This window comes from Corynebacterium sp. HMSC073D01 (genome assembly GCF_001815555.1).
In the GTDB taxonomy this organism is placed as follows: Bacteria; Actinomycetota; Actinomycetes; order Mycobacteriales; family Mycobacteriaceae; genus Corynebacterium; species Corynebacterium glucuronolyticum.
Genome location: NZ_KV821070.1, coordinates 31721 through 51916, shown reverse-complemented (window position 1 = coordinate 51916; position 20196 = coordinate 31721). Strand labels below are relative to the sequence as shown.

Genomic DNA, 20196 nt, shown 5'->3' with positions numbered 1-20196 from the left:
ACTGTGTCTAGTGGTTTCTCCAGGTTTAGTGCTTTTCGTTTGACCGGCGCCTCCACACAAGACCTGCGCCGATAAGCACCAGACCGCCGAGGATCCACCAGAACACGCCGTAGCTGCCCGTCAGCGGAAGCTTGCCCTGCAGAATATTCGCTACCTGGATCATCGCTGGTTTACCAGCTTCGGGCTTCGCCTCCGTGATCGTCACCAGGCCAGAGCTCTCTGTCCTGGAAGCCAGCTCGATCTGCAGATCCGCGAACTCCCTCTTCGGATCGTTGACCGCATTGACGGTGAACTTCCACGCGCCGGGTAGCAGTGCCGCGCCCGCAGGAGCATAGGTTTCTACGAGGTAATACGTGCCCGGCTTGAGGCGCGCGGTGAATCGGCCCGCAGGGCCAGGTTTTCCGGCCTCGCCGGCGACGGAGGCCATCGTAGCCACCGGCGTTGCCGCCATGCCGTCCTGCGTCGCCTCGTAGATGGCAAACTGGGAGCCTTCAAGGGCCGTCGTGAGATCAGCCTGCACCTTTTGCACCTGCACCTCCGCGTCAGCGCGGTAGATGGCGTTGACGAGTGTCAGCTGCGGATGGTCCTTATCCAGCGTGGCCGTGGACGTGGCGATTTTGTCCTCACCCTGGACGGTGTATGGCGACATCTGCGCGCCTTTGTCGGTGAGTTTCTTTGCTACCGCCGGGGCCGGCTGTTTTTCCGTCACCGTGCAGGAGCTGCCCGTGGGAACCAGTTGCGACCACGTTCTAGAGCGGGTGAGGTCGAAGGCACCTTGCGGTGCGAATGGTTCCGGTTGCTCGCCAATGAGGTTGGCGAATGTGCACGTGTAGTCGAACGGGATGGGATCTGCATCGCCGATGATCTTCTTCTCATCGTCACCCACCACTTCCTTGGTCAGGCTGAGGTTTACCTGCGGAACAACATAGGAGGCACGAATATCGAGCTTGTTGGGCCCTGGACGCAACTGCACCCTGCCTGGTTCCGACAGTTTGCCGATGACGTTCAGCGGGTCGCCTGCAGATTGCGTGTATGTCTCCGTCACGTTAATCACCGGGTCCGGGGCCTTGTCCTTAGCCGTCGTCTCTAATACGCACTGGGATCCCGCGATGACATCGCCGTTGAGGAGGACGTCCTCCCCCGGCCTCAGCGTGCCATTAATCGGATCGGTCACACCGGGCACGTCGGGGTCCTCACAGGAACCGGTCACGGAGATACCACCGTCTGGATCCGTAATCCACGGCGACACATCGCCTGCCATTCCCGTTTCGTAGCCGAAGTTTGCCGTCAGCGGCGCGCGGGGGCGCTGGTAATCGTTGGTGAGCGTGAGCTTTTGCGTCTCGGTGCTCACCCACTCGTGGGTACCGTCTTCGCGCACCTCCTTCTTGCTGGACTCCGCCAGTTTCCGGTCGATCTGGAACACGCCCCTGTTATTCACCATGCCGGCGGAATCCTCGGTGGTGGAGGTAGTCACCGGGTTATCGGTGCCGGAGTAGCCAACCGTCACGGTTCCACCGAAGGTCTTAACGGGGTGCTCTGTCACCGTACACACGAAGTTGCCGGGGATGTCCTTGCCCGCAGGCACCACACCGACGGTCTGGTCGAAGGTGACCGAACCGTTAATCGTCGGATCGGGGATGAAGGTCTTTTCCTTCAAGTTCGAAGTCGCCCAGTCGGGGTGTGTGCAGGAGTAGTCCACGGTGATGGGCTCCAGCTTGCCGCCATCGAGGAGGCGTTGGCCGTCGCCTGCAACCTGTTTCTGCAGCACCAGTGGCACCTTGGTGTAGTCGTAGGTGTTCCACAGCACGACGGTGCCGTTGAAGCCCTTATCCTTCACGGTGAAGGTCGCCTGGGCTTCGTGTTTTTCCTTGCTTGTAACCGTGCAGTTGGCCAAGCCGGAACACAGCTGCTCGGTGTCGAAGCCGAGTTTGTCCTCGGTGACATTCCAGCGCGTCTCCCAGTGCGAGTAATACGCGTCGTTTTCCTTCGCGGGGTCGCCGGTTTTATTCGGTCCGGAGATGTCCTCCGGGTTGCGAGAGCTCGCCGGATCCTCGGTGAAGGTACACGCTGCGCCGATGGGAACATCCTGCACTGCGAAGTTTGGTGCCTGGTCAAAGCGGGTAGTTTCGAAATTCCCGCTCTTTTCCCATTCGCCCAGGCGACAGGTGTAGCCCACCTTGAACTTACGCCCGCCGTTCACGGTCTGGACACCGGTGCCGTCGACCTTCTTCTTCAGGTTAATCTGACCCAGCTGCACGGCGTAGGTGTTGCCCACATCGATGGTGTGGTCCTGGCCGCGCGTCACTTTATACGGTGTCGCATCGGCCACTCCGTTGTAGGTAATGGTTGGTCCATCGAGCCCGGCGTAAGTCTGCTCGTGCTCTGTCACGGAGCACTCTGCACCGACGGGCACCTGGAACACCGCCGGCGCGGTGGGGCTGACCTGCGCGCCACGCTCGATCGTCTGCTCGTTGCGGGTGCAGCTAGCAGTGATATTCCAGGTTTCGTCGGCGCCGAAAAGCGCGCGGAGAAGCTTGTCATCGGTAACTGTTTCGCCATCGGCACCTGTGACGGTGAGCTGCTTATTCACCGTCAGCGTTTGGGTAATCGGGATGTAGGTGTGGACAACATCGAGTGTCGCCGCACCGTCGCTCACCTGGAGCTCACCTTCAAAGGTCACCGCGTGGCCGTCGGCGCTCGCCGTGGCGCTGACTTCCGTGGAATCGCCCTCGGCAGGAGGAACCGACACCCGCAGGCTGGCCGGTGGGCCGGTGGTGATGGTTGTGCTCCGAGTAAAGGCATCTTGCCATGTTGTACCCGCCGCGTCGTAGACCTTCACCTTGCACAAGGCACCGTCCGGTACACCTGTGAATTCTGCCCACGGTTGCTCCGTAGTAACCGGATTGCGGTAGCTGCCGTAGACTCCCACACCAGCACGCGAGCAGTCTACGTCCACGAAGTACTTCTCCGGCATATAGAAACTGACATCGGGCACGTTGGGGCGGACGTGGCTGACGTTGACGCGTACAGATGAGGTTATGCGCTCGAAGCTGACGACGGCATCGTTTCTCTCGTCACCTGTGATGGGGATTTCTTTGCCAAGCTTGGTTTCGGAACCGGAGGGCCTAGCCTGCGCCTCGATTCCCGCCTTCTTGAGGTTCGGAGGGACGTACGTGGTGCGGCACCGGGTGCCGTAGGGAAGCTTTCCGTTCTTTTCCCAGCGCTCGCTCACTTTCGCGGTGTCGGGGATGCCGATGCTAAACGTTCCACCGGGAGGGATCGCTTCGTTAACCACCTCGAAGCGATCATTATCGGGGAGCACGCACACCGTCTTGAAGTCCATGGGGAGCTCCTGCAACTGTGCCTGTGTCTCCGCTGGCAGCGGGTCGCTTCCGCCAGCCGTGTTGGGTGTGTACGTCCAGGAGAATTCGGCGTACTTATCCTCCACGGTGTTTGTGATATCGATAGGGATGGTCGCAGTAGACCCCACGTCTACATTTACCGTCGCCGGTGCTGGTGGTGTGATCTGTAGGAGGGAATCCTCGGTGTTCGGATTGTCCTCCGTCAGCGTGCACGAGGAGCGCACAGGCACGTCAATGTGCTGGGTGGTATTCGGCTTCAGGGTGAGCTTCTGGTCTTGCACCGTGGTCACGTCCGGGTACTTTGTATCCTTACAGGTCAGTGTCGCACTGAATTCCCTGGCCAGGACGTCACTTCCTGCCTTGCCAGCGAGCTCTTTCGTGACATCGAGGATGCGCGTGTTTCTGGTGAAAGTGAGGTCGGCGTGCACTTTATGAACGTCCATGGGTGCGCCGTCGACGGTTTCGGTCTCCACCGGCTGACCAGAGTCGGATTCCGAGTAAGCGTAGACGTAGTTGCCCTTACACTCTCGCGGTGTATCGGTGTAGCCGGGGTCTTCCGGTTTCTGCTTCATACAGGACCGTGACGACCACGCCGCCTTGTAGGAGTAGCCGGGGATGAGTGGCGATTCCTTCTTCTTGTCGGGTGCGATGGTGTTCACCTCGCATTGCGTGCCGACGGGGAACTCGCCGAGGACAGCCTCGGCCTTTCCATCCTTACTCACGGGAACGCTCTGGGAGCCAGAGCCCACGACGACGGGGTACTGCTCGGGGTTAGCGGCTATCTCCGGCCGCTTATCCGCGCTGGGAATATAGCGGCAGGAAAACGTCACGTCCACGTATTCCGGCTCATCTTTGCCCAGCACGTCGGGATTCGTCACCGAAAGGGAGGCCTTGAAGAGGGTCTTCGGCGACTTGTAGGTGTTCGTCGATGTTACGGTCACGCCGTCGGCACCCTGTTGTGGCTTGACGACGAACGTCGCTGTCGGGTTTTCCTTCTCCACCGATGTGTCACGCTCGATCCACTTGCGGTCGCACCTGACCAGGCCACAGACACCGATCGGTTCGCGTTCCTTCACGGTTGGGTAGGGGAAGGAGCTTGTTGACCCGGCTGTGATGGCGATGGCATTGTCGGAGTCCCACGAGGTGGTATGGCTGAAGTAGCCTTCACTGGTTCGTGGCTGGAGCTCCGTGATGGTACACGTCGCCCCGACGGGGATCCGCGCAGGCCCTGCGGAGGGATTGTTCGGATCTGCGGGGATCTCTGCGGGAAGTTGCATGTCGCCTTCAAGTGGTGGCAGTGGCTTGTTGTCGCTGCCGGTCTTGTTCCGGCGCACCGGTGAGAACAGTCCGGAAACAGAGAACCCAGTTGACTTGTCTTCACACATGTAGGCGAAGTGGTATTGGCCGTAGCGGTCGCTGTCCAGCTCGTTTTGGATGTTGGAGTCCGCGATGACGTTCTTCGCCAGCGTCACCGACGTGGTTTTGCGCACGGTGAACTGGCAGTTGACCTTGGCAGCCGCAGGCAGATCGACATCGAGCTTCGTTGGCGTGGAATCCTTACCTACCTCGAGCTTTTCCCACGTCTTACCATCCAGAGAGGCGTAGCACACGGGCATCGTCGTGCTCTTGTAGTCGTCTGGCACGCCCGGAAGCGCGGTGGACATCTTCTGCTCGATTCTGGGCAGTTGGGTATTGGCGAAGCCACGCTCAGTAGCTACGTCAAGACCTTTATCTGCGCCTTCAGAAAAACCGGTCCGTACGGACGTGTCCAGGTGGAAAGTACGCTCCGTCGTATCGAGCGTGACATTCCCATCCCCATCGTCCTTGCCGACGGAGATCGTCAGACACGTTGATTTCTGTTGACCGGCAATACCAGGAAATCCGCCAGAACTGATGTAATGGTATTCGCTATTTTCCATCGGACTGGCGCGATGTAAAACATTTGTCAGCCCGTAGGTCATCTTGGTGAGTGGCCTTGCTGTGGTATTCGTTCCTTCTGAGGATGTGACCTTCATCAGGTCTTTGTGCCTAGTCGGAAGATCAGGCTTGCGGACCGTTTTGTTCCCCTGAGGATCCTTCCAGGTAATTGAGTAGTTTACAACAAACGTATCCCCTAGACCGACGGTCTGGATGGTTGCACCGTTCTTTTCTACGACATTCTTCCACTCCATGTAATCCCGGAAGTCGATCTCGCGATACTCAGGTTCGCCCCTTGTGGGGTTTGGGATGCCACTGGTTCCTTCGGTCATAGCAGCAAACGGCATGTTAATCACGTCTGTGTACATCCAACCGTTTGCCTGATCATCAGCGACACGCTTCATTGCAGCTGCCCAGTTGTGGTGAGCACTCGGATTCTTACGGTCACCTAAGGGGAAATTTTCGCGGAGGTGATCATCGAATTTGTTCCATGCCGAATCGGGATCTTTAAAGACAAAGTTGGCTCCCCGGATATCCGTCGGGGAAGTTTCCCAATTTGGATTTCGTTCAACGTGAGCTGACGGTGACGTGGAATCGTACACGTAGATAGCAGCAAAGTCGCCTCCCTGCTCACTGTATGCCTCCGCCATCACGCGCATCTGATCGCGTATATCGTCAAGGCCAGCATCAAAGATGTGATAAAGCCCGTTATTAGTGAAAGAGATATCGAGGAGGAAAGCAACTCCCCGCAACGGCCGTGGCCCCTGCGGGTTCTCCACGCACTGCTCGTTGGCACCGAAGGCGGGGCCCGTCGTCTGGGCCTGCGCCGTTGGGGTGGCGGTCTCGTGGGCGATGAAAGGTACGCCGATGACGGACAGAACAAGCATGATCACAGCGGTGATGCTGGCGCATGTGCGACGAGTCATTGGGCGTTCCTTTCTTTCTTACGGCGGGCAATGAGGAGGATCAAACCGGCGAGGATGATGGCCAGGCCGAGGGCCATGACCCACCAGACGTTCGCGCCGGTGGAGGCCAAACCTCTACGGATGGTGTCCTGTAACCCCGGCGCCGGAGCTTGCGTTTGCGGCGGAGCGGGGGTGGCGGTAGCCGGGGGCTCTGCAGCAGGTTCAGGGGCCTGCGTCTTATCCGAGGAGAGCAGGCCAAGCCCCGGGACGAGGCCCAGGGCGGCGAGCCACAGATACACCATGCCTCCGACGAGGGGGATGCCGACGATGGTGGCGATTTTGTCAATGATGCTTGGATTGATGGTGCCGGGCGTGAACTTGGGGTTCACGATGAGCTCATCGGCGGGCTTGTTTCGCACCGGGTCGATGTAGGGAAGGTCGAAGCGACCTTTCGCAAAGACTTCCGTTTCGGGGAAAGTGACCTGGTACGAGCCGTCGGGAAGCTCAGAAAACGTTGTTTTGCCAGAGACCGTGCGCTGCGAGCGCGTCACCGGCCCCGTGAGTGTCACGAGCACATTCTCCGTCGGGGGCTGCGCCGTCTGGCTGTACGGATTGCCGGGGTCGATCTCCACCGTGACATCGGTGGCGACGGCGACAATCGGGGTAGCACTAAGGACGGCGGCCAGCGCGATGGGCGCCAGTTTTTTTAACATTTTTCCGCCTCCTTAATGCAAGTAGTAGTAATGCGATGAGAATGATGGCGACGACCAGCGTCATCCACCACTGCCAGTTGGACTGGGACTGGAAAGCCTCGTCGGCCTCCTGCGGATCCAGCGGAATCCGGTGGGCGCGCACCAACAGGCGGTGCGAGTTGATGCCGTACGGCGTGCACGTGATGAGCGTGAGGAGATCCTTGCCATCCTCCGGCTGGAGGGAGCTGATCTCCGTCGGCAGCACCACATCAATAGCATCCACCTCGTAGGCAAGCTGCTCACCGAACACCGTCAGGAACACTTTGTCCCCCACCTTCACCTTGTCCAGGTGATCGAACAGCGTCGCATTGGTCAAACCCGAGTGGCCGGTGAGCACAGTATGCGTGCCGTCACCGCCCACGGGCAGCGCCGACCCGTACAGGTGGCCGACGCCGTGCTCCAACGTGGAGGGATCCGTTCCGTGATAGACGGGCAGAACCGACTCGATGGAGGGGATCGCCAACGCCGCCATCGGCTCGGCGGGGTTCCCAGTAGGATTCAGTTTTTCCAAATAGTCCTGATACGGACGGTTGTCTTTACTCACGCGGGCAAGCCACGGGTCAAGGATCGGGGCGCCCGTATTCTCCTGGTTATAGCGTCGCGCCTCATCCAGCAGCGGCGTGTAATCCTCCGGGTTGGAGGTCACAGACTGCCGGTACGCGTCCGCCACGTGCGACTGCTGCACATTCTTGTAATACGTGCCGATAACGGGGTAGCACATGACAAGGATGCCGAGCAGCACCAGGAGGAGGGGAATGAGGTCACGCCGCGACGGCTGAGTCTTAGCGGACTCGTCGCGCGTTTTTATTGCGTGTGCCACGGCGTGACCCTTTCCATTTCCTTTCCCAAAACTCACGCTCTGATCAGGTCACAGCGCAAGCAGGCTTTTCGTGCGACTGTTAGACGCGCTTGCGGGAGTAGGCAAGACCGGCGATGATCATCGCGAGGCCAGCGGCCAGGATGAGCCAGATACCCATACCACCGGTCAGCGGCAGGCGGGTGAGGATGCCCGCATCGGCCGCGTTCTCGATGGTGGGGGTGACCAGCACATTATCGTCCTGGGACGTGGTCTTCAGCGCCTCGTCGTTGATCGTGTCAAGAACGACCGGCTTGGACAGCAGTGCGTAGCCGTCTGGTGCCTTAAACTCCACCAGGCAGAAGGAATCGCCCTGGTTATCCCACGGGTTCGTGATCGTGCCTTGGGTATTGGCGGTAGTCAGGCTCAGCCCGCTAATTTTCACCGTGCCGTCTGCGCCGGTCTCCCACGTGTTCGCCTTATTCACATTGATCGGGTTACCAATCTTGGCACCGCCCTCACAGCGGTAGAGCTGGAACTTGGCTCCGGCGAGCTTATCCTCGGCACCCGCCTTCTTCTTGGTGATCGTGATATCAGCAAAGGTGGCCTTTGCTTCCTTATCGCCCGTGCTCGTACCGGGTTTCGGCCCCTCACCGGGTTTTGCCGGATCCCACGTCGGGTCTGCGGAAGACAAGTCCTCCGGTACTGCCCACGCGGTGTTGTTGAGGGCCTTGTCCAGTTTCTCTACCGGAGCCTCAAGGTAGACCGTCAGCTTGACGCCGTCTGTCTTATCGGTCAGCTTGCTCGGCTTCACCACGATACGGACGGTGTGCTGGTCACCCACCTGGCCGGGGATGACGGTGAACTGGTCAGCAGTCAGGGACGTACCGTCCAGGTTCACCTTAATGTTCGTGGCAGCGCCCAGACCTGCGGGCAGCTTATCCGTGACGGTGAAGGAGGCAGGCAGCACCTTGTCGCCGTCGGCATTGTTCGCCGTCGGGATCGGTGCCTCAATGGTGTAGGCGATGTTCTCACCGATATTGACACCCGGCTGGGTCCCTTCAACCTCCGTGATTTGCTTCGTCGGCTGTTGGACAACCTGGTTCTTGGGGTAGACATGGACAGTATCCAGCCAGCCCGTGCCATTCGGATTGGTCATCGGGACGGTGACGAGGAACGGGGCGGAGCCGACAACGGCCTGACCCTCCGAGGTGACCTGGTTTGCAGGCTCCTCGACGAGGTAGATGCCTGCAGGGAGGCTCTCGAAGCTGACGGCACCATTCTCGGTTGCCTTGGACTTGACGGTGGAGGTCTTAACCAGGCCTTCCGGCAGCGCCGTGCCTTTCATCTGCTTACCAGAGATGGCGGCCCAACCGTCCTGCGTGGTGAGGTCGATCGGGGTGCTCGCGTCCGTGCCCAGGCGGGTCACGGTGAATGTGATGCCGTTACCGAGCTCGCCTTTAACGTCCTTTTGCGTACCATCGCTGCGCACATTCTTGTTTGCCTCCCCAATCACCTTGTGAATGGTGAGTGTGCCAGTAGCGGGGATTGCAGCGGGGGCCACGGCGGTCTCGTTCGTGGCGGTTCCCTGCGCCAAAGCCACGGGGGTTGCAAACCCGGTGCCCGTGGCGATGAGAGCGGACGCTGCTACGGCCGCTGCCATTTTCTTTAACTTGTACATGTCATCTCCATCGGTATAACTGCATAGCGAGTTCGCCCACGATCAGCCGAGGAGACTGCACCCAAGAGAAAAGGAATACAGGGTTCTCGAGAAGACCGTCACGGCATTCAAACGTTCTGCTGGCCCGCTATTACGTTTTCCAGCTGTTGACTGTCTTGTCACCTGTGATTATATGTAGCAATCGTTTCGTACTCAAATGGTTTTCCCATGAAATTTTCAGCAAATTTTTTTCATACAGTACGCAACCGGCCCTTATGCAGATTCCCTTAATATAGGGGTGAGCAAAATCACACAAAAAAACCACATGGTTGCAGGTTATTGCCCTGTAGCCATGTGGTTATATGCCCGATATGGTGGAATTTTAGCGGCCGGTGCCCGCGTACACCACGGCCTCCTCGTCGCCACCGAGTTCAAACTTCTCGTGGATGGCGCGAGCCGCAGCCTCGACGTCGTCCTCGCGGATAATCACAGTGATTCTAATTTCCGAGGTGGAGATGAGCTCAATGTTGATGCCCCCATCGCGAAGAGCTTCACAGAATTCAGCCGTCACGCCCGGGTGGGACTTCATGCCGGCACCGACGAGCGATACCTTGCCAATCTGATCGTCGTAAAGCACGTTCTCCCAGCCCTGCTCAAGGCGGATCTTCTTGAGAACCTCAAGAGCCCGGGGGCCATCGGCGCGGGGGCACGTAAACGTGATATCTGTGCGACCGTCCTCAAGAGAACTGATGTTCTGCAGAATCGTGTCAATATTGATTTCCGCGTCGGCAATGGCACGGAAAATAGCGGAGGCATTTCCGGGCGTATCCGGGATGCCGAGAACGCTGATCTTTGCTTCTGAGGTGTCGGTAGCCACACCTGTGAGTACTGCTTCTTCCACTGGGATTTCCTCCATTGTTCCTGTTACAAGTGTGCCGGGGTCATTACTGTAGCTGGAGCGCACGCGCATGGGCACGCCCGTGGCCCGCGCATACTCCACGCTGCGCAAAACGAGAATCTTCGAGCCGCTGGCGGCGAGCTCCAGCATCTCCTCAAAGCACAGCTTGTCCAGCTTCTTGGCGTTGTGCACGATGCGCGGATCCGCCGTGTACACGCCGTCGACGTCGGAATAAATCTCGCACACGTCGGCCCCGAGCGCCGCCGCCAGCGCGACGGCGGTCGTATCCGAGCCACCGCGACCGAGGGTGGTGACGTCCTTGGATTCCTTATTCACGCCCTGGAAGCCCGCGACGATGCAGATATTGCCCTTGTCCAGGGCCTCGCGGATGCGGAACGGGGTGACATCCACGATCTTCGCGTTGCCGTGCTTCTCGGTGGTGAGCACGCCGGCCTGCGACCCAGTGAAGCTCTGCGCGTGTGCGCCGAAGCTCTCAATAGCCATGGCTACGAGCGCGTTGGAGATGCGCTCACCGGCGGTGAGCAGCATGTCGAGCTCACGGGCGGGCGGGACGGGGTTAACTTCGTGGGCGAGGTCTAGCAGATCATCGGTGGTGTCCCCCATGGCTGAGCACACCACAACAACCTCGTTACCGGCCTTCTTGGTGGCAACAATTCGTTCCGCTACTTTCCGGATTCGTTCGGCTGACTCCAGCGAGGAGCCGCCGTATTTTTGCACTACTAGCGCCATGAACCATTGCTCCTTTACACAGTAAAACTGTCAGTGTGCATAAATTGTACCTAGACAGACCGGTTCATGTGAAGCAACGCGGTTATCCTGGTTTAGGTGTCTAACGTTCTCGCCGTTCTATTTGCCCTCGCATCCGCGCTGACCATTGCGTGGGGCACAGTGGTCAGGCATCGCATCGCCGAGGAAGCTCCCGACGCTTCGGGGGAGCTCCGGGACTCCCCCATTCTGCGCGTCATTCGGCGTCCCCTGTGGTGGGCTGGCTTGTCGACGGCCTTTTTGGGTTACGGTTTTCAGGTGGTTGCGCTGGGTTTTGGCCCCCTGCTTATCGTGCAGCCCATCCTCTGCCTTTCCCTCATGTTCACCCTGCCCCTGTCCTCGATCTACCAAAAGCAGAGGATCAGTAAAGCGGAGCTCTTCTGGGCGTTCGTCCTCTCAGCGGCCGTCGCCATCATTGTCATTGTCGGTAACCCCGCGCACGGCGACGTGCAGCCGACGCTGCGCCGTTGGATCCCGGCGCTGCTCATTGGTGGCGCGGTTCTCATCGCGCTGGACCGCTTCGCCTACACGCGGATCCGCCACGAGAAGGCGTTCTTCCTCGGTGTCGTCACCGGCGCAATCTTCGGCTACGTGGCAGTGCTCTCGAAGGCCACGGTGAACCTCTTCATGACGGGTGGCATCGACGCGCTCATCTTCAACTGGGAGGGCTACGCCCTCATCGGCATGGCGACGCTGGGCACCATCGTCCAGCAGTCCAGCTTCAACGCCGCCGCCCTCAAGCATTCCCTCCCCGCGATGACCGTAGCCGAACCCTTCGTGGCCTTTGCCCTGGGCTACGCGGTCCTGAACGAGCGGTTCCAGGTTGCCGGCTTCGAATGGCTGCTCATGGTGCTCGCGGCTGCGGCGATGGTGGTGTCCACGTTCGCGCTATCCCGCCAGTCCCTGAACTAGACCATGGGCCGACACCCACGCGCCGAAGAACACCCACACCAGGCAGACGAGAAGGAAAGGCAGCGGGCGCATGTTGCGTTTGGTGGCCAACGCTAGCGGCAACCATACAAACAAGGAGCTCAGCGCCACCGTGTAGCCACCCCACATCTTCCACAGCACGAGCGCATAGAGGACGAAACCCGGGGGCCACATCCCCTTTCTGCTGCACAGCCAGACGATCGTGGTGATGATGAGGAAGAGCCCCAGCGGGGAAATATTGCCGAACAACCCCTCAGAAATGAGACGGTGTGTCTCAGCGTGCGGGAGGGCGGGGGTGAACAAAGTGATGATCCCCAACCAGGCCCAGCTCTTGAACTTCTTCTGCAGGATGAACATCGCGTACATAATCCACAGCGCCCACGCAAAGGGCGTGAAGAACGTCGCCACGACACCAAACAACGCGCTGATGAGATGCTTATCCAACACGCCCGCACAGAAGGCACCGAACATGCACACAGTGCCCACCAGTTCACTGGGATCCGCATATGCCGCTGTCACCCCGGGGTAGCCCATTGCCACCACCATCGGCGCTATGAAACTGTCTTTGAAAGCAATCCGCCCGTAGATGAAGACAACGTAGATGAGCAGGGCGTGCGCCACCACGGCGAGCGCCAACTTACCCCAGGACACGCCGAGGAAGTCGACAGCAATAAAACCGTACTGCTCACCAAAGAGGGCGAGGACCGTGATGTTGACAACAAAGGCAGCGGCGGCCAAGGCCACCGAAAGTACGGCAACACCAGGGAAGATGACATGGGAGAAGCGTTTACCCGTGCCCGCAGCGGCCGCAGTTGCAACCCTCAAACTTTCGGATGCTCCTTCCGGCGTTGTGGGTGGGGCTACTGTTTCTGCCACAAAGTCTCCTCTCCTGGTTTAGTATGAACCCATGGCTTCGGCAATGAACATTATTCTTCTTATTTGCCGCGGCGGGTTATCGTAGGATCTCATTTCGGTCGGCGGCCCGTCGCGGAGTTTGTCATTGCCGACCGGGTCTCATCTTAACCTCATTTTCACTTCGGGCCGGTCCTTTAAGCCGCATCTCGCTTTTTCACAAACGTTAGGACTTATCTCTATGTACTCCGCACCAGCAGCCATTACTACCCCCTCGGCACCAGCACCGGCAGACCAGCCGGCCTGGAACAAGCAGAAGGGCTCATCCATGCCCTTTGACAAGTACCTCCCTTACCACCAAGAGGTGGAGGACTTCCAGCTGGAGGACCGCACGTGGCCGAACAAGCGCTTCACTCACGCCCCCCTGTGGTGCGCCGTGGACCTGCGCGACGGCAACCAGGCACTTATCGACCCGATGAGCCCCGAGCGCAAGCGCCGCATGTTTAGCCTCCTCGTGCAGATGGGCTACAAGGAGATCGAGGTTGGCTTCCCCTCCGCCAGCCAGACGGACTTCGACTTCATCCGTGACATCATCGAAAACGACAAGATCCCCGACGATGTCACCATCCAGGTCCTCGTCCAGGCCCGCGAACACCTCATCCGCCGCACCTTCGAGGCCTGCGAGGGTGCCAAGAACGTCATCGTCCACTTCTACAATTCCACCTCCATCCTGCAGCGCGAGGTCGTGTTCAAGAAGGACAAGGAGGGCGTGAAGAAGCTCGCCACCGATGCCGCGCACCTGATCAAGGAGATCGCCGCCGACTACCCGGACACCAACTGGCGCTGGGAATACTCGCCGGAGAGCTACACCGGCACCGAGGTCGCCTACGCCAAGGAAGTCTGCGACGCCGTGGTGGACATCATGGATCCCACCGAGGACAACCCGATGATCATCAACCTGCCCTCCACCGTCGAGATGACCACGCCGAACGTGTACGCCGACTCCATCGAGTGGATGCACCGCAACCTCAAGCGCCGCAACCACATCGTGCTGAGTCTCCACCCGCACAACGACCGTGGCACCGGCATTGCCACCGCTGAGCTCGGCTTCCTCGCCGGCGCCGACCGCATCGAGGGCTGCCTGTTTGGCAACGGTGAGCGCACCGGCAACGTCGACCTAGTCACCCTCGGCTTGAACCTGCTGACGCAGGGCATCGACCCACAGATTGACTTCTCCAACATCAACCAGATTCGCTCCACCGTGGAGTACTGCAACCAGATCGGCGTGCACGAGCGTCACCCGTACGGCGGCGACCTCGTCTTCACCGCCTTCTCCGGCTCCCACCAGGATGCTATTAATAAAGGCCTGCGCCACATTGAGGAGAAAGACCACTGGGAGGTGCCGTACCTGCCCATCGATCCGAAGGATCTCGGCCGCACCTACGAGGCTGTCATCCGCGTCAACTCCCAGTCCGGCAAGGGCGGCGTAGCCTACCTCATGAAGACCGATCACGGCATGGATCTGCCACGCCCGGTGCAGGTGGACTTCTCCCAGATCGTCCAGCAGAAGACCGATGCCGAGGGCGGCGAGGTCGATTCCGCCACCATGTGGGAGCTGTTCGAGGGCGAATTCCTCCGCGCAGACGGCCCGCTGGCAACGCCCAGCGTCAACGGCAATGATGTCCGCGTCACGGTGAACGGGAAGGAGGAGCAGCTGACGGGGACCGGTAATGGTCCTCTGGCGATCTACACCAATGCCCTAGAGAAGGTGGGCATTGATGTGGAGATCCAGGAGTACACCCAGCACGCCCGCACCGCCGGCGATGATGCCGAGGCAGCCGCCTACATCCACGCCGACATCAACGGCCGTAGGTTCTGGGGTGTCGGTGTCGACTCCTCCATCACCGTCGCCTCCGTCAAAGCAGTGACAAGCGCCATCAACCGCGCCTACAGGGCCTAGGCCCGATTCCCCCGTCTGCCGAAGCGAGCCGACGGGAGACGGGGGAATGTAAGGTTTGTTGGTATGCAGGATCCTTTCATTGCCCTGACGATCCAAACGACAGGCCTCCACCCCTCCACCGCCCGCATCGTCACCATCGATGCGGTGACGTTCGACGCGGAGGGCACTCCCGTGGACACGTTCTTCACCATGGTCAACCCTGTGACGGACCCGGGGCCCCGCCACCTGCACGGGGTCCCGCGCGCGGAGGTCGAGGCTGCTCGTCCGTTCGGGCACTTCCTCAAAAAGCTCTGCACGCTTCTCGACGGTCGGACGCTCATCACCCACAACGCCCCGCAAACCTGGGGGTTCATCGTCAGTGAGTCGAAACGCACCCTCAAGGCGCGCCGTCGCAAGCGCGGTGGGCGCAGGCGGCGCGGGGTGGGGCACGTGCCACGGCCGGTCGCCGTCGTCGACACGCTAGGAGCCGCCCGTCGTGAGGGCATCTTCGTCACCGACACGCGGCTGCGAAGCCTCGCGCACCAATTGGGGTACAACGTCAGCGAAAAAGCGTCGATAAGCAGGGCACAGCAACCAGCAGCAGAGCTGACTAGAGAGGACACCCTCCTCCTGGCGCGCCTCTTTTTCGAACGCTTCCGCGACACGCACGCAGTCAGCGACCCCAAGGAACTCAAAGCCGACCGCTTCGGTCTGCAACGCTCCCTCATCCGCGTCGATGCCGCTGCGGCCGCTAAGAAGCCCAACCCCGGACAATTCGCCGGCGAACTCAAACCCGGGATGGAGGTCGTCGTCGCGCCTGAGATCGCCCGCGACCCTGACGACATCATCCACGCCGTCGTCGACGGGGAACTCGCATACTCCGAAAAAGTCACCCGCACCACGTCTTTAGTGGTGTGCAACGAGAAACGCCCGAGGCGTGGGAAAGGAATGCACGCACACCGGAAAGGCATCCCCCTGATTACAGACGAGGAATTTCTCCGCCTTGCTAGTATGAACCCATGAAGCTGCCTAAGGCCGTCCGCACGTACCGTCGCCGTCTAGCCCGCACTGCCGCGAACCTCGCAACCACCGCGTCGCGCGCGACAGGACGAGGCGCAGGGGGGATGATCGGCGGGCTCGTCGCAAACGCCATCGACCCCTCAATCATGAACGACCTCGGCGGCGGCCGACCCGTGGCGCTCGTCACCGGCACCAACGGCAAATCAACGACAACCCGGATGCTCACCGCGGCACTGCGCACCCGCTACACGGTGGTGTCGAACGAGGGCGGCGACAACATGGACGCCGGCATCATCTCCGCTTTGCTGGCGGGCGAAGACGCAACGCACGTGGTTTTGGAATGCGACGAGCTGCACGTTCCCCACGTGGCCGAACGGTTGGATGCAGGGTGTTTGGTGCTGCTCAACCTGTCGCGCGACCAGCTCGACCGCGTCGGCGAGATCAACAAAATCGAACGCGCCCTGCGCGCCTGCGTGAACGCCCGGCCGGACATGACCGTCATCGCCAACTGCGACGATGTGCTCATGACCTCCGTCGCGTGGGACTCCCCCAACGTCATCTGGGTCTCCGCCGGCGTTGGCTGGCTCGGCGACTCCGTCAGCTGCCCGCGCACCGGCGGCGCCGTCATCCGCGACGGCTGGGACTGGTACGCCGTGAAGAAACTCCCCAACGGCCAAGAATTCCGCAGGCCGGAGCCTTCGTGGCTCATCACGCCCGAGGGTGTCACACACGCCGGAAACGTGACACCGCTGGAGCTGCAGCTGCCCGGCAACGCCAACCGCGGCAACGCCACCCAGGCGATCGCCGCGGCGGTCTCCTGCTACGACATCCCCGTAGTAGACGCCGCCCGCGCCACCGGCACCGTGGACAATGTCGCCGGACGCTACTCCACCATCACGCACGGTGAGCACCAGGTGCACATGCTGCTGGCGAAGAACCCCGCCGGCTGGCAGGAAGCCCTGTCCATGGTCGACCGCTCCGCCGATGGCCTCGTCATTGCGGTGAACGGGCAGGTCGCCGATGGCGAGGACCTCTCCTGGTTGTGGGACGTGCGGTTCGAATCCTTCGAGGGCATTGCCGTCAAGGCCGCCGGCGAGCGCTCCGCCGATCTGGGCGTGCGCCTGCTGTACGGCGGCATCGAGCACGAAACGATCCCCGACCCCATCGCCGCCATCGAAGCGTGCCCGCCCGGCAAGGTAGAGGTACTCGCCAACTACACCGCATTCCGCGACCTCAAGAAAGCGCTGAACAAATGAGTGAACTCACCATCGGTCTTCTGCTCCCCGACGTCCTCGGCACATACGGCGACAATGGCAACGCGCTCGTGCTGCGCAGCCGCGCCGAAATGCGTGGCCTGACGGCCACGATTAAGGAAGTCAAACTCGGCGACCCCGTGCCGCTCGGCCTCGACGTGTACCTCATGGGTGGCGGCGAGGACACCGCGCAGACGCTCGCTGTCGAACACCTGGCGGACTTAACGCGCGTGAGCGCCCCGATCCTGGCCATCTGCGCCGGGCTGCAGGTGCTCGGCGAAAGCTTCCGCGCTAACGGTCGGGTCATCGACGGTGTCGGGCTTATCGACGCCACCACGACGACGCTTAAGAAACGCGCCATCGGGGAGATCCGCACCCGGCCGACGGGCCTGCCAGGGCTGACGGAGACGCTCACCGGGTTCGAAAACCACATGGGTGCCACGCTTTTGGGTGCCGATGCCGCACCACTGGGAACGGTGCTCGTGGGCGTGGGCAACTCCGACTCGTCCGGCACCTACGACATGGCCGACCCCTCGGCGCAACTATCGGCAGAAGGTGTCGTGCAGGGCAACGTCATCGCCACGTACCTGCATGGGCCGGTGCTCGCACGCAACCCACAGTTGGCGGATGTCCTGCTTGAGCGGGCAACCGGCATGGAGCTGGAGCCGCTCAACCTGCCGGAGGTCGAGCAGCTGCGGAAAGAGCGGCTGGCAGCCAAGCGAATGGAGCGCTTCTAGGTCAGAGGGTCGGTGCGCGCGGCGCGTGCAGCGGGCACCAGCGAGGCGAACAGCCCCACACCAACACCGGCGAGGGCGAGGAGGGCGAGGGTGCCCCAGGGGATGACGAGGACATCGATGCCACGTGTGGCCATGAAGCGCACGAACCACCAGCCGATGACACCACCGACGACGACGCCGATTGTCGAACCGGCTAGGGCGATGAGGATCGACTCGGTGGTCACCATGCGCCACATCTGCGTGCGCTGCAGCCCGACGCTACGGAGCATGGCGAACTCGTGGCCGCGCTCGATGATGGACAGCGCCAGGGTGTTGACGATACCGAGGATGGCGATGATGACGGCGAGGGCGAGGAGGGCGTAGACGACGTAGAGGAACTGGGAGATCTGCTCGGTTTTGGCGTCGGCGTACTCGTCGAGCGTTAGCTGTTCGACGACTTTGTAGTCGTCCATGATGTCCTGAATGTCGGCGCGGGTGGCCTCCGACGCGTCGTCAAGCTTGACATATGTGGCGGAGCTGAACCAATCCTTGCGGTCAGAAACGAGCCGTTCCGCCACGGGCAAGGTGACCGCCTGTTTGGGGAGGACGGAGCCCGGCTCCCAGATGGCGAGGACGGGGACGTCGAGCACCTCCGAGGAGTGGTCGGAATCGACGCGCACGGTGTCGCCGACGGTAACCCCCAGGTCGTGTGCGGCGATGGTGTTGAGACCGACACCCAGTTCTGAGGACACCTCGTCGAAGGAGCCGTCGACAAGCGAAATCTCCATGAGCTGGGAGGGGTCGCTGGTGAGCACCGAGTTGAGCGGGTGCTCGCCGTTGGAGCCGGTGCCGGTGCCCGCGATGCGGACGGGGACGGAGGCATCCGCGTAGATCGCCTCGACCCCGATGACATCGCGGAGGTCCTTGTTGACGGCCTCCGGCACGCCCGACGAGGAGATGAGGCTCGCCGGCGTGACGACGACGTCGGCGGCCAGCTTCGTGGTCACCGTGCCGGTGGTGCTCGCCGCCATCGACTGGCCGAACACGCTCGCCGCCGCGACGAGGCCGACGCCGAGGGTGAGGGCGAAGGCCGTCGTCGCCGTGCGGGTGGGGTTGCGGCTCAGGTTGGTGCGGGCGAGGAGGCCGATGATGCCACCGCCCCGGACGTCGAAAAGCCTCTTGAAGAGGGCGGGAGTGACAAGCAGAACAGCAACCAGAGTCAGGGGCGGGAACGCGACGCTGGCGAGCAGCAGGACGATGCCGACGGCTGTGCGGACCCGGAGCGGGCGCGGCGCGGTGGTGTTCATCGCCTGGATCGGGCGGAGACGGCCGGCGCGCATCGCCGGGGCGAGAGCGGAGACGCAGGTCACGAGGATGCCGACGAGGAACGGGACGGCGACGCTGGCGGTGTCGAGACCGACCCCGGCGTCGGGCAGGCCGAAGCCCGCGCTGTTCATGAGCGAGTAGATGACGCGGACGATGACCATCCCGAAACCGATGCCCGTAGCAGAGCCGATGATGCCGATGAGCGCCGACTCGAACAGGACGCTAGTTGTAACCTGGCCACGGGACGCGCCGATCGCGCGGAGGAGCGCGAACTCGCGCGTGCGCTCCGCCACGAGCATGGAGAACGTGTTCGCGATGAGGAACGTGGCCACAAACATGGCGACAAGGCCGAAGGCGAGAACAATGTAGGTGATAAACGAGAGCTGCTCGCGCAAGGATTGGGACTCGTCGTTGGCCGCCTCTACCCCGGTTTTCACCTTCGCCTCCGGGAATTTATGTTTGACCATGTCGCGCAGCTCCCACGCGGGGATGTTTTCGGCGACGATCTCAATGGTGGACGTATGGATCCCGTCGGTGTAGATCTTTTCCATGTCCGCGCGGGGCACATTGATGCCCACCCAGCCGCCGGTGGCGAACTCCTCCTCAACCGTCGATTCCAACGTGATCTCCTGGCGCCCGCCCGGGTACATGACGGTGACGGTGTCGCCCGGGCTGATGCCGGTGCGTGCGGCGGCGTCGGTGTTGATGGCGTACTCGTCGGGGTGCTTGTGGTCGGCGATGATCCACGTGCCCGCGCCACCGGAACCGACGGCCTCGCCGTCCTTATCCAGCAGGATGATGGGGACGGTGTCCACCGGGTGGGCCTCTTTCACGCCGTCGATGTTCTCCAGATCCGTGAGCATGGACAGCGTGAGCTGGTAGTCCTTTGTGCCTGTGACGACGACATCCACGCCCTCATACTCGGCGTAAATGATGTCGTCGAAGGCTTTGGTCATGGTAGCGGTGAGCATGAACGCGCCGGAGACGAAGCTCGTGCCCAACACCACCGCGAGGATGCACATGAGCATGCGCACGGGGTGGCTGCGTGCTGACCGCCAACTGATGAGGGCGAAGGTGCGCATGG

Annotated in this window: 12 protein-coding genes; 5 read left to right on the top strand and 7 right to left on the bottom strand. The window is 61.3% G+C overall.

What is annotated here, in order from left to right; translation table 11 throughout:
* Positions 1 to 25: 25 nt before the first annotated feature.
* The 5 genes from HMPREF3044_RS09975 to HMPREF3044_RS09955 form a co-directional block, all read right to left on the bottom strand.
* Entirely contained in the window at positions 26 to 6205 is a 6180-nt protein-coding gene (locus HMPREF3044_RS09975; protein ID WP_070741313.1) for a DUF5979 domain-containing protein, read from the bottom strand.
* Positions 6202 to 6897, bottom strand: a complete 696-nt coding sequence (locus HMPREF3044_RS09970) for an LPXTG cell wall anchor domain-containing protein (RefSeq protein ID WP_070741352.1) — start codon at positions 6895 to 6897, stop codon at positions 6202 to 6204. Before HMPREF3044_RS09970 ends, HMPREF3044_RS09975 begins: the two co-directional genes overlap by 4 nt.
* Positions 6854 to 7756 carry a class C sortase gene (locus HMPREF3044_RS09965; RefSeq protein WP_070741310.1) on the bottom strand — a complete coding sequence of 301 codons (903 nt, stop codon included), beginning with the start codon at positions 7754 to 7756 and terminating at the stop codon, positions 6854 to 6856. Before HMPREF3044_RS09965 ends, HMPREF3044_RS09970 begins: the two co-directional genes overlap by 44 nt.
* 79 nt (positions 7757 to 7835) lie before the next feature.
* Positions 7836 to 9413: a SpaH/EbpB family LPXTG-anchored major pilin gene (locus HMPREF3044_RS09960; protein WP_070741307.1), complete on the bottom strand. Its 1578-nt coding sequence runs from the start codon at positions 9411 to 9413 to the stop codon at positions 7836 to 7838.
* Positions 9414 to 9774: 361 nt separating this feature from the next.
* Positions 9775 to 11040 carry an aspartate kinase gene (locus HMPREF3044_RS09955; RefSeq protein WP_005390887.1) on the bottom strand — a complete coding sequence of 422 codons (1266 nt, stop codon included), beginning with the start codon at positions 11038 to 11040 and terminating at the stop codon, positions 9775 to 9777.
* 96 nt (positions 11041 to 11136) lie between these two features.
* Between HMPREF3044_RS09955 and HMPREF3044_RS09950 the strand changes: the two genes are divergently transcribed.
* Positions 11137 to 11988: a DMT family transporter gene (locus HMPREF3044_RS09950; protein WP_005390888.1), complete on the top strand. Its 852-nt coding sequence runs from the start codon at positions 11137 to 11139 to the stop codon at positions 11986 to 11988.
* Here HMPREF3044_RS09950 and HMPREF3044_RS09945 read toward each other — a convergent pair.
* Positions 11965 to 12882: a hypothetical protein gene (locus HMPREF3044_RS09945; RefSeq protein ID WP_246821013.1), complete on the bottom strand. Its 918-nt coding sequence runs from the start codon at positions 12880 to 12882 to the stop codon at positions 11965 to 11967. The genes HMPREF3044_RS09950 and HMPREF3044_RS09945 overlap by 24 nt on opposite strands.
* 217 nt (positions 12883 to 13099) lie before the next feature.
* On the opposite strand from HMPREF3044_RS09945, the gene leuA reads away from it, so the two are divergent.
* The 4 genes from leuA (at position 13100) to HMPREF3044_RS09925 (ending at position 17807) form a co-directional block, all read left to right on the top strand.
* Positions 13100 to 14818 (top strand): 2-isopropylmalate synthase, encoded by a 1719-nt coding sequence (leuA, locus tag HMPREF3044_RS09940; protein WP_196793950.1) that lies wholly within the window; start codon positions 13100 to 13102, stop codon positions 14816 to 14818.
* Positions 14819 to 14881: 63 nt separating this feature from the next.
* Complete coding sequence (locus HMPREF3044_RS09935) at positions 14882 to 15820, top strand: exonuclease domain-containing protein (protein WP_005390896.1); 939 nt, start codon at positions 14882 to 14884, stop codon at positions 15818 to 15820.
* Positions 15817 to 17073 carry a MurT ligase domain-containing protein gene (locus tag HMPREF3044_RS09930; RefSeq protein ID WP_070741301.1) on the top strand — a complete coding sequence of 419 codons (1257 nt, stop codon included), beginning with the start codon at positions 15817 to 15819 and terminating at the stop codon, positions 17071 to 17073. Before HMPREF3044_RS09935 ends, HMPREF3044_RS09930 begins: the two co-directional genes overlap by 4 nt.
* Positions 17070 to 17807 (top strand): type 1 glutamine amidotransferase, encoded by a 738-nt coding sequence (locus HMPREF3044_RS09925; RefSeq protein WP_005390899.1) that lies wholly within the window; start codon positions 17070 to 17072, stop codon positions 17805 to 17807. The genes HMPREF3044_RS09930 and HMPREF3044_RS09925 overlap by 4 nt, the downstream gene beginning before the upstream one ends.
* Here HMPREF3044_RS09925 and HMPREF3044_RS09920 read toward each other — a convergent pair.
* Positions 17804 to 20194 carry an ABC transporter permease gene (locus HMPREF3044_RS09920; RefSeq protein ID WP_070741298.1) on the bottom strand — a complete coding sequence of 797 codons (2391 nt, stop codon included), beginning with the start codon at positions 20192 to 20194 and terminating at the stop codon, positions 17804 to 17806. The two genes, HMPREF3044_RS09925 and HMPREF3044_RS09920, sit on opposite strands and share 4 nt — an antisense overlap.
* Between the last annotated feature and the right edge of the window lie 2 nt (positions 20195 to 20196).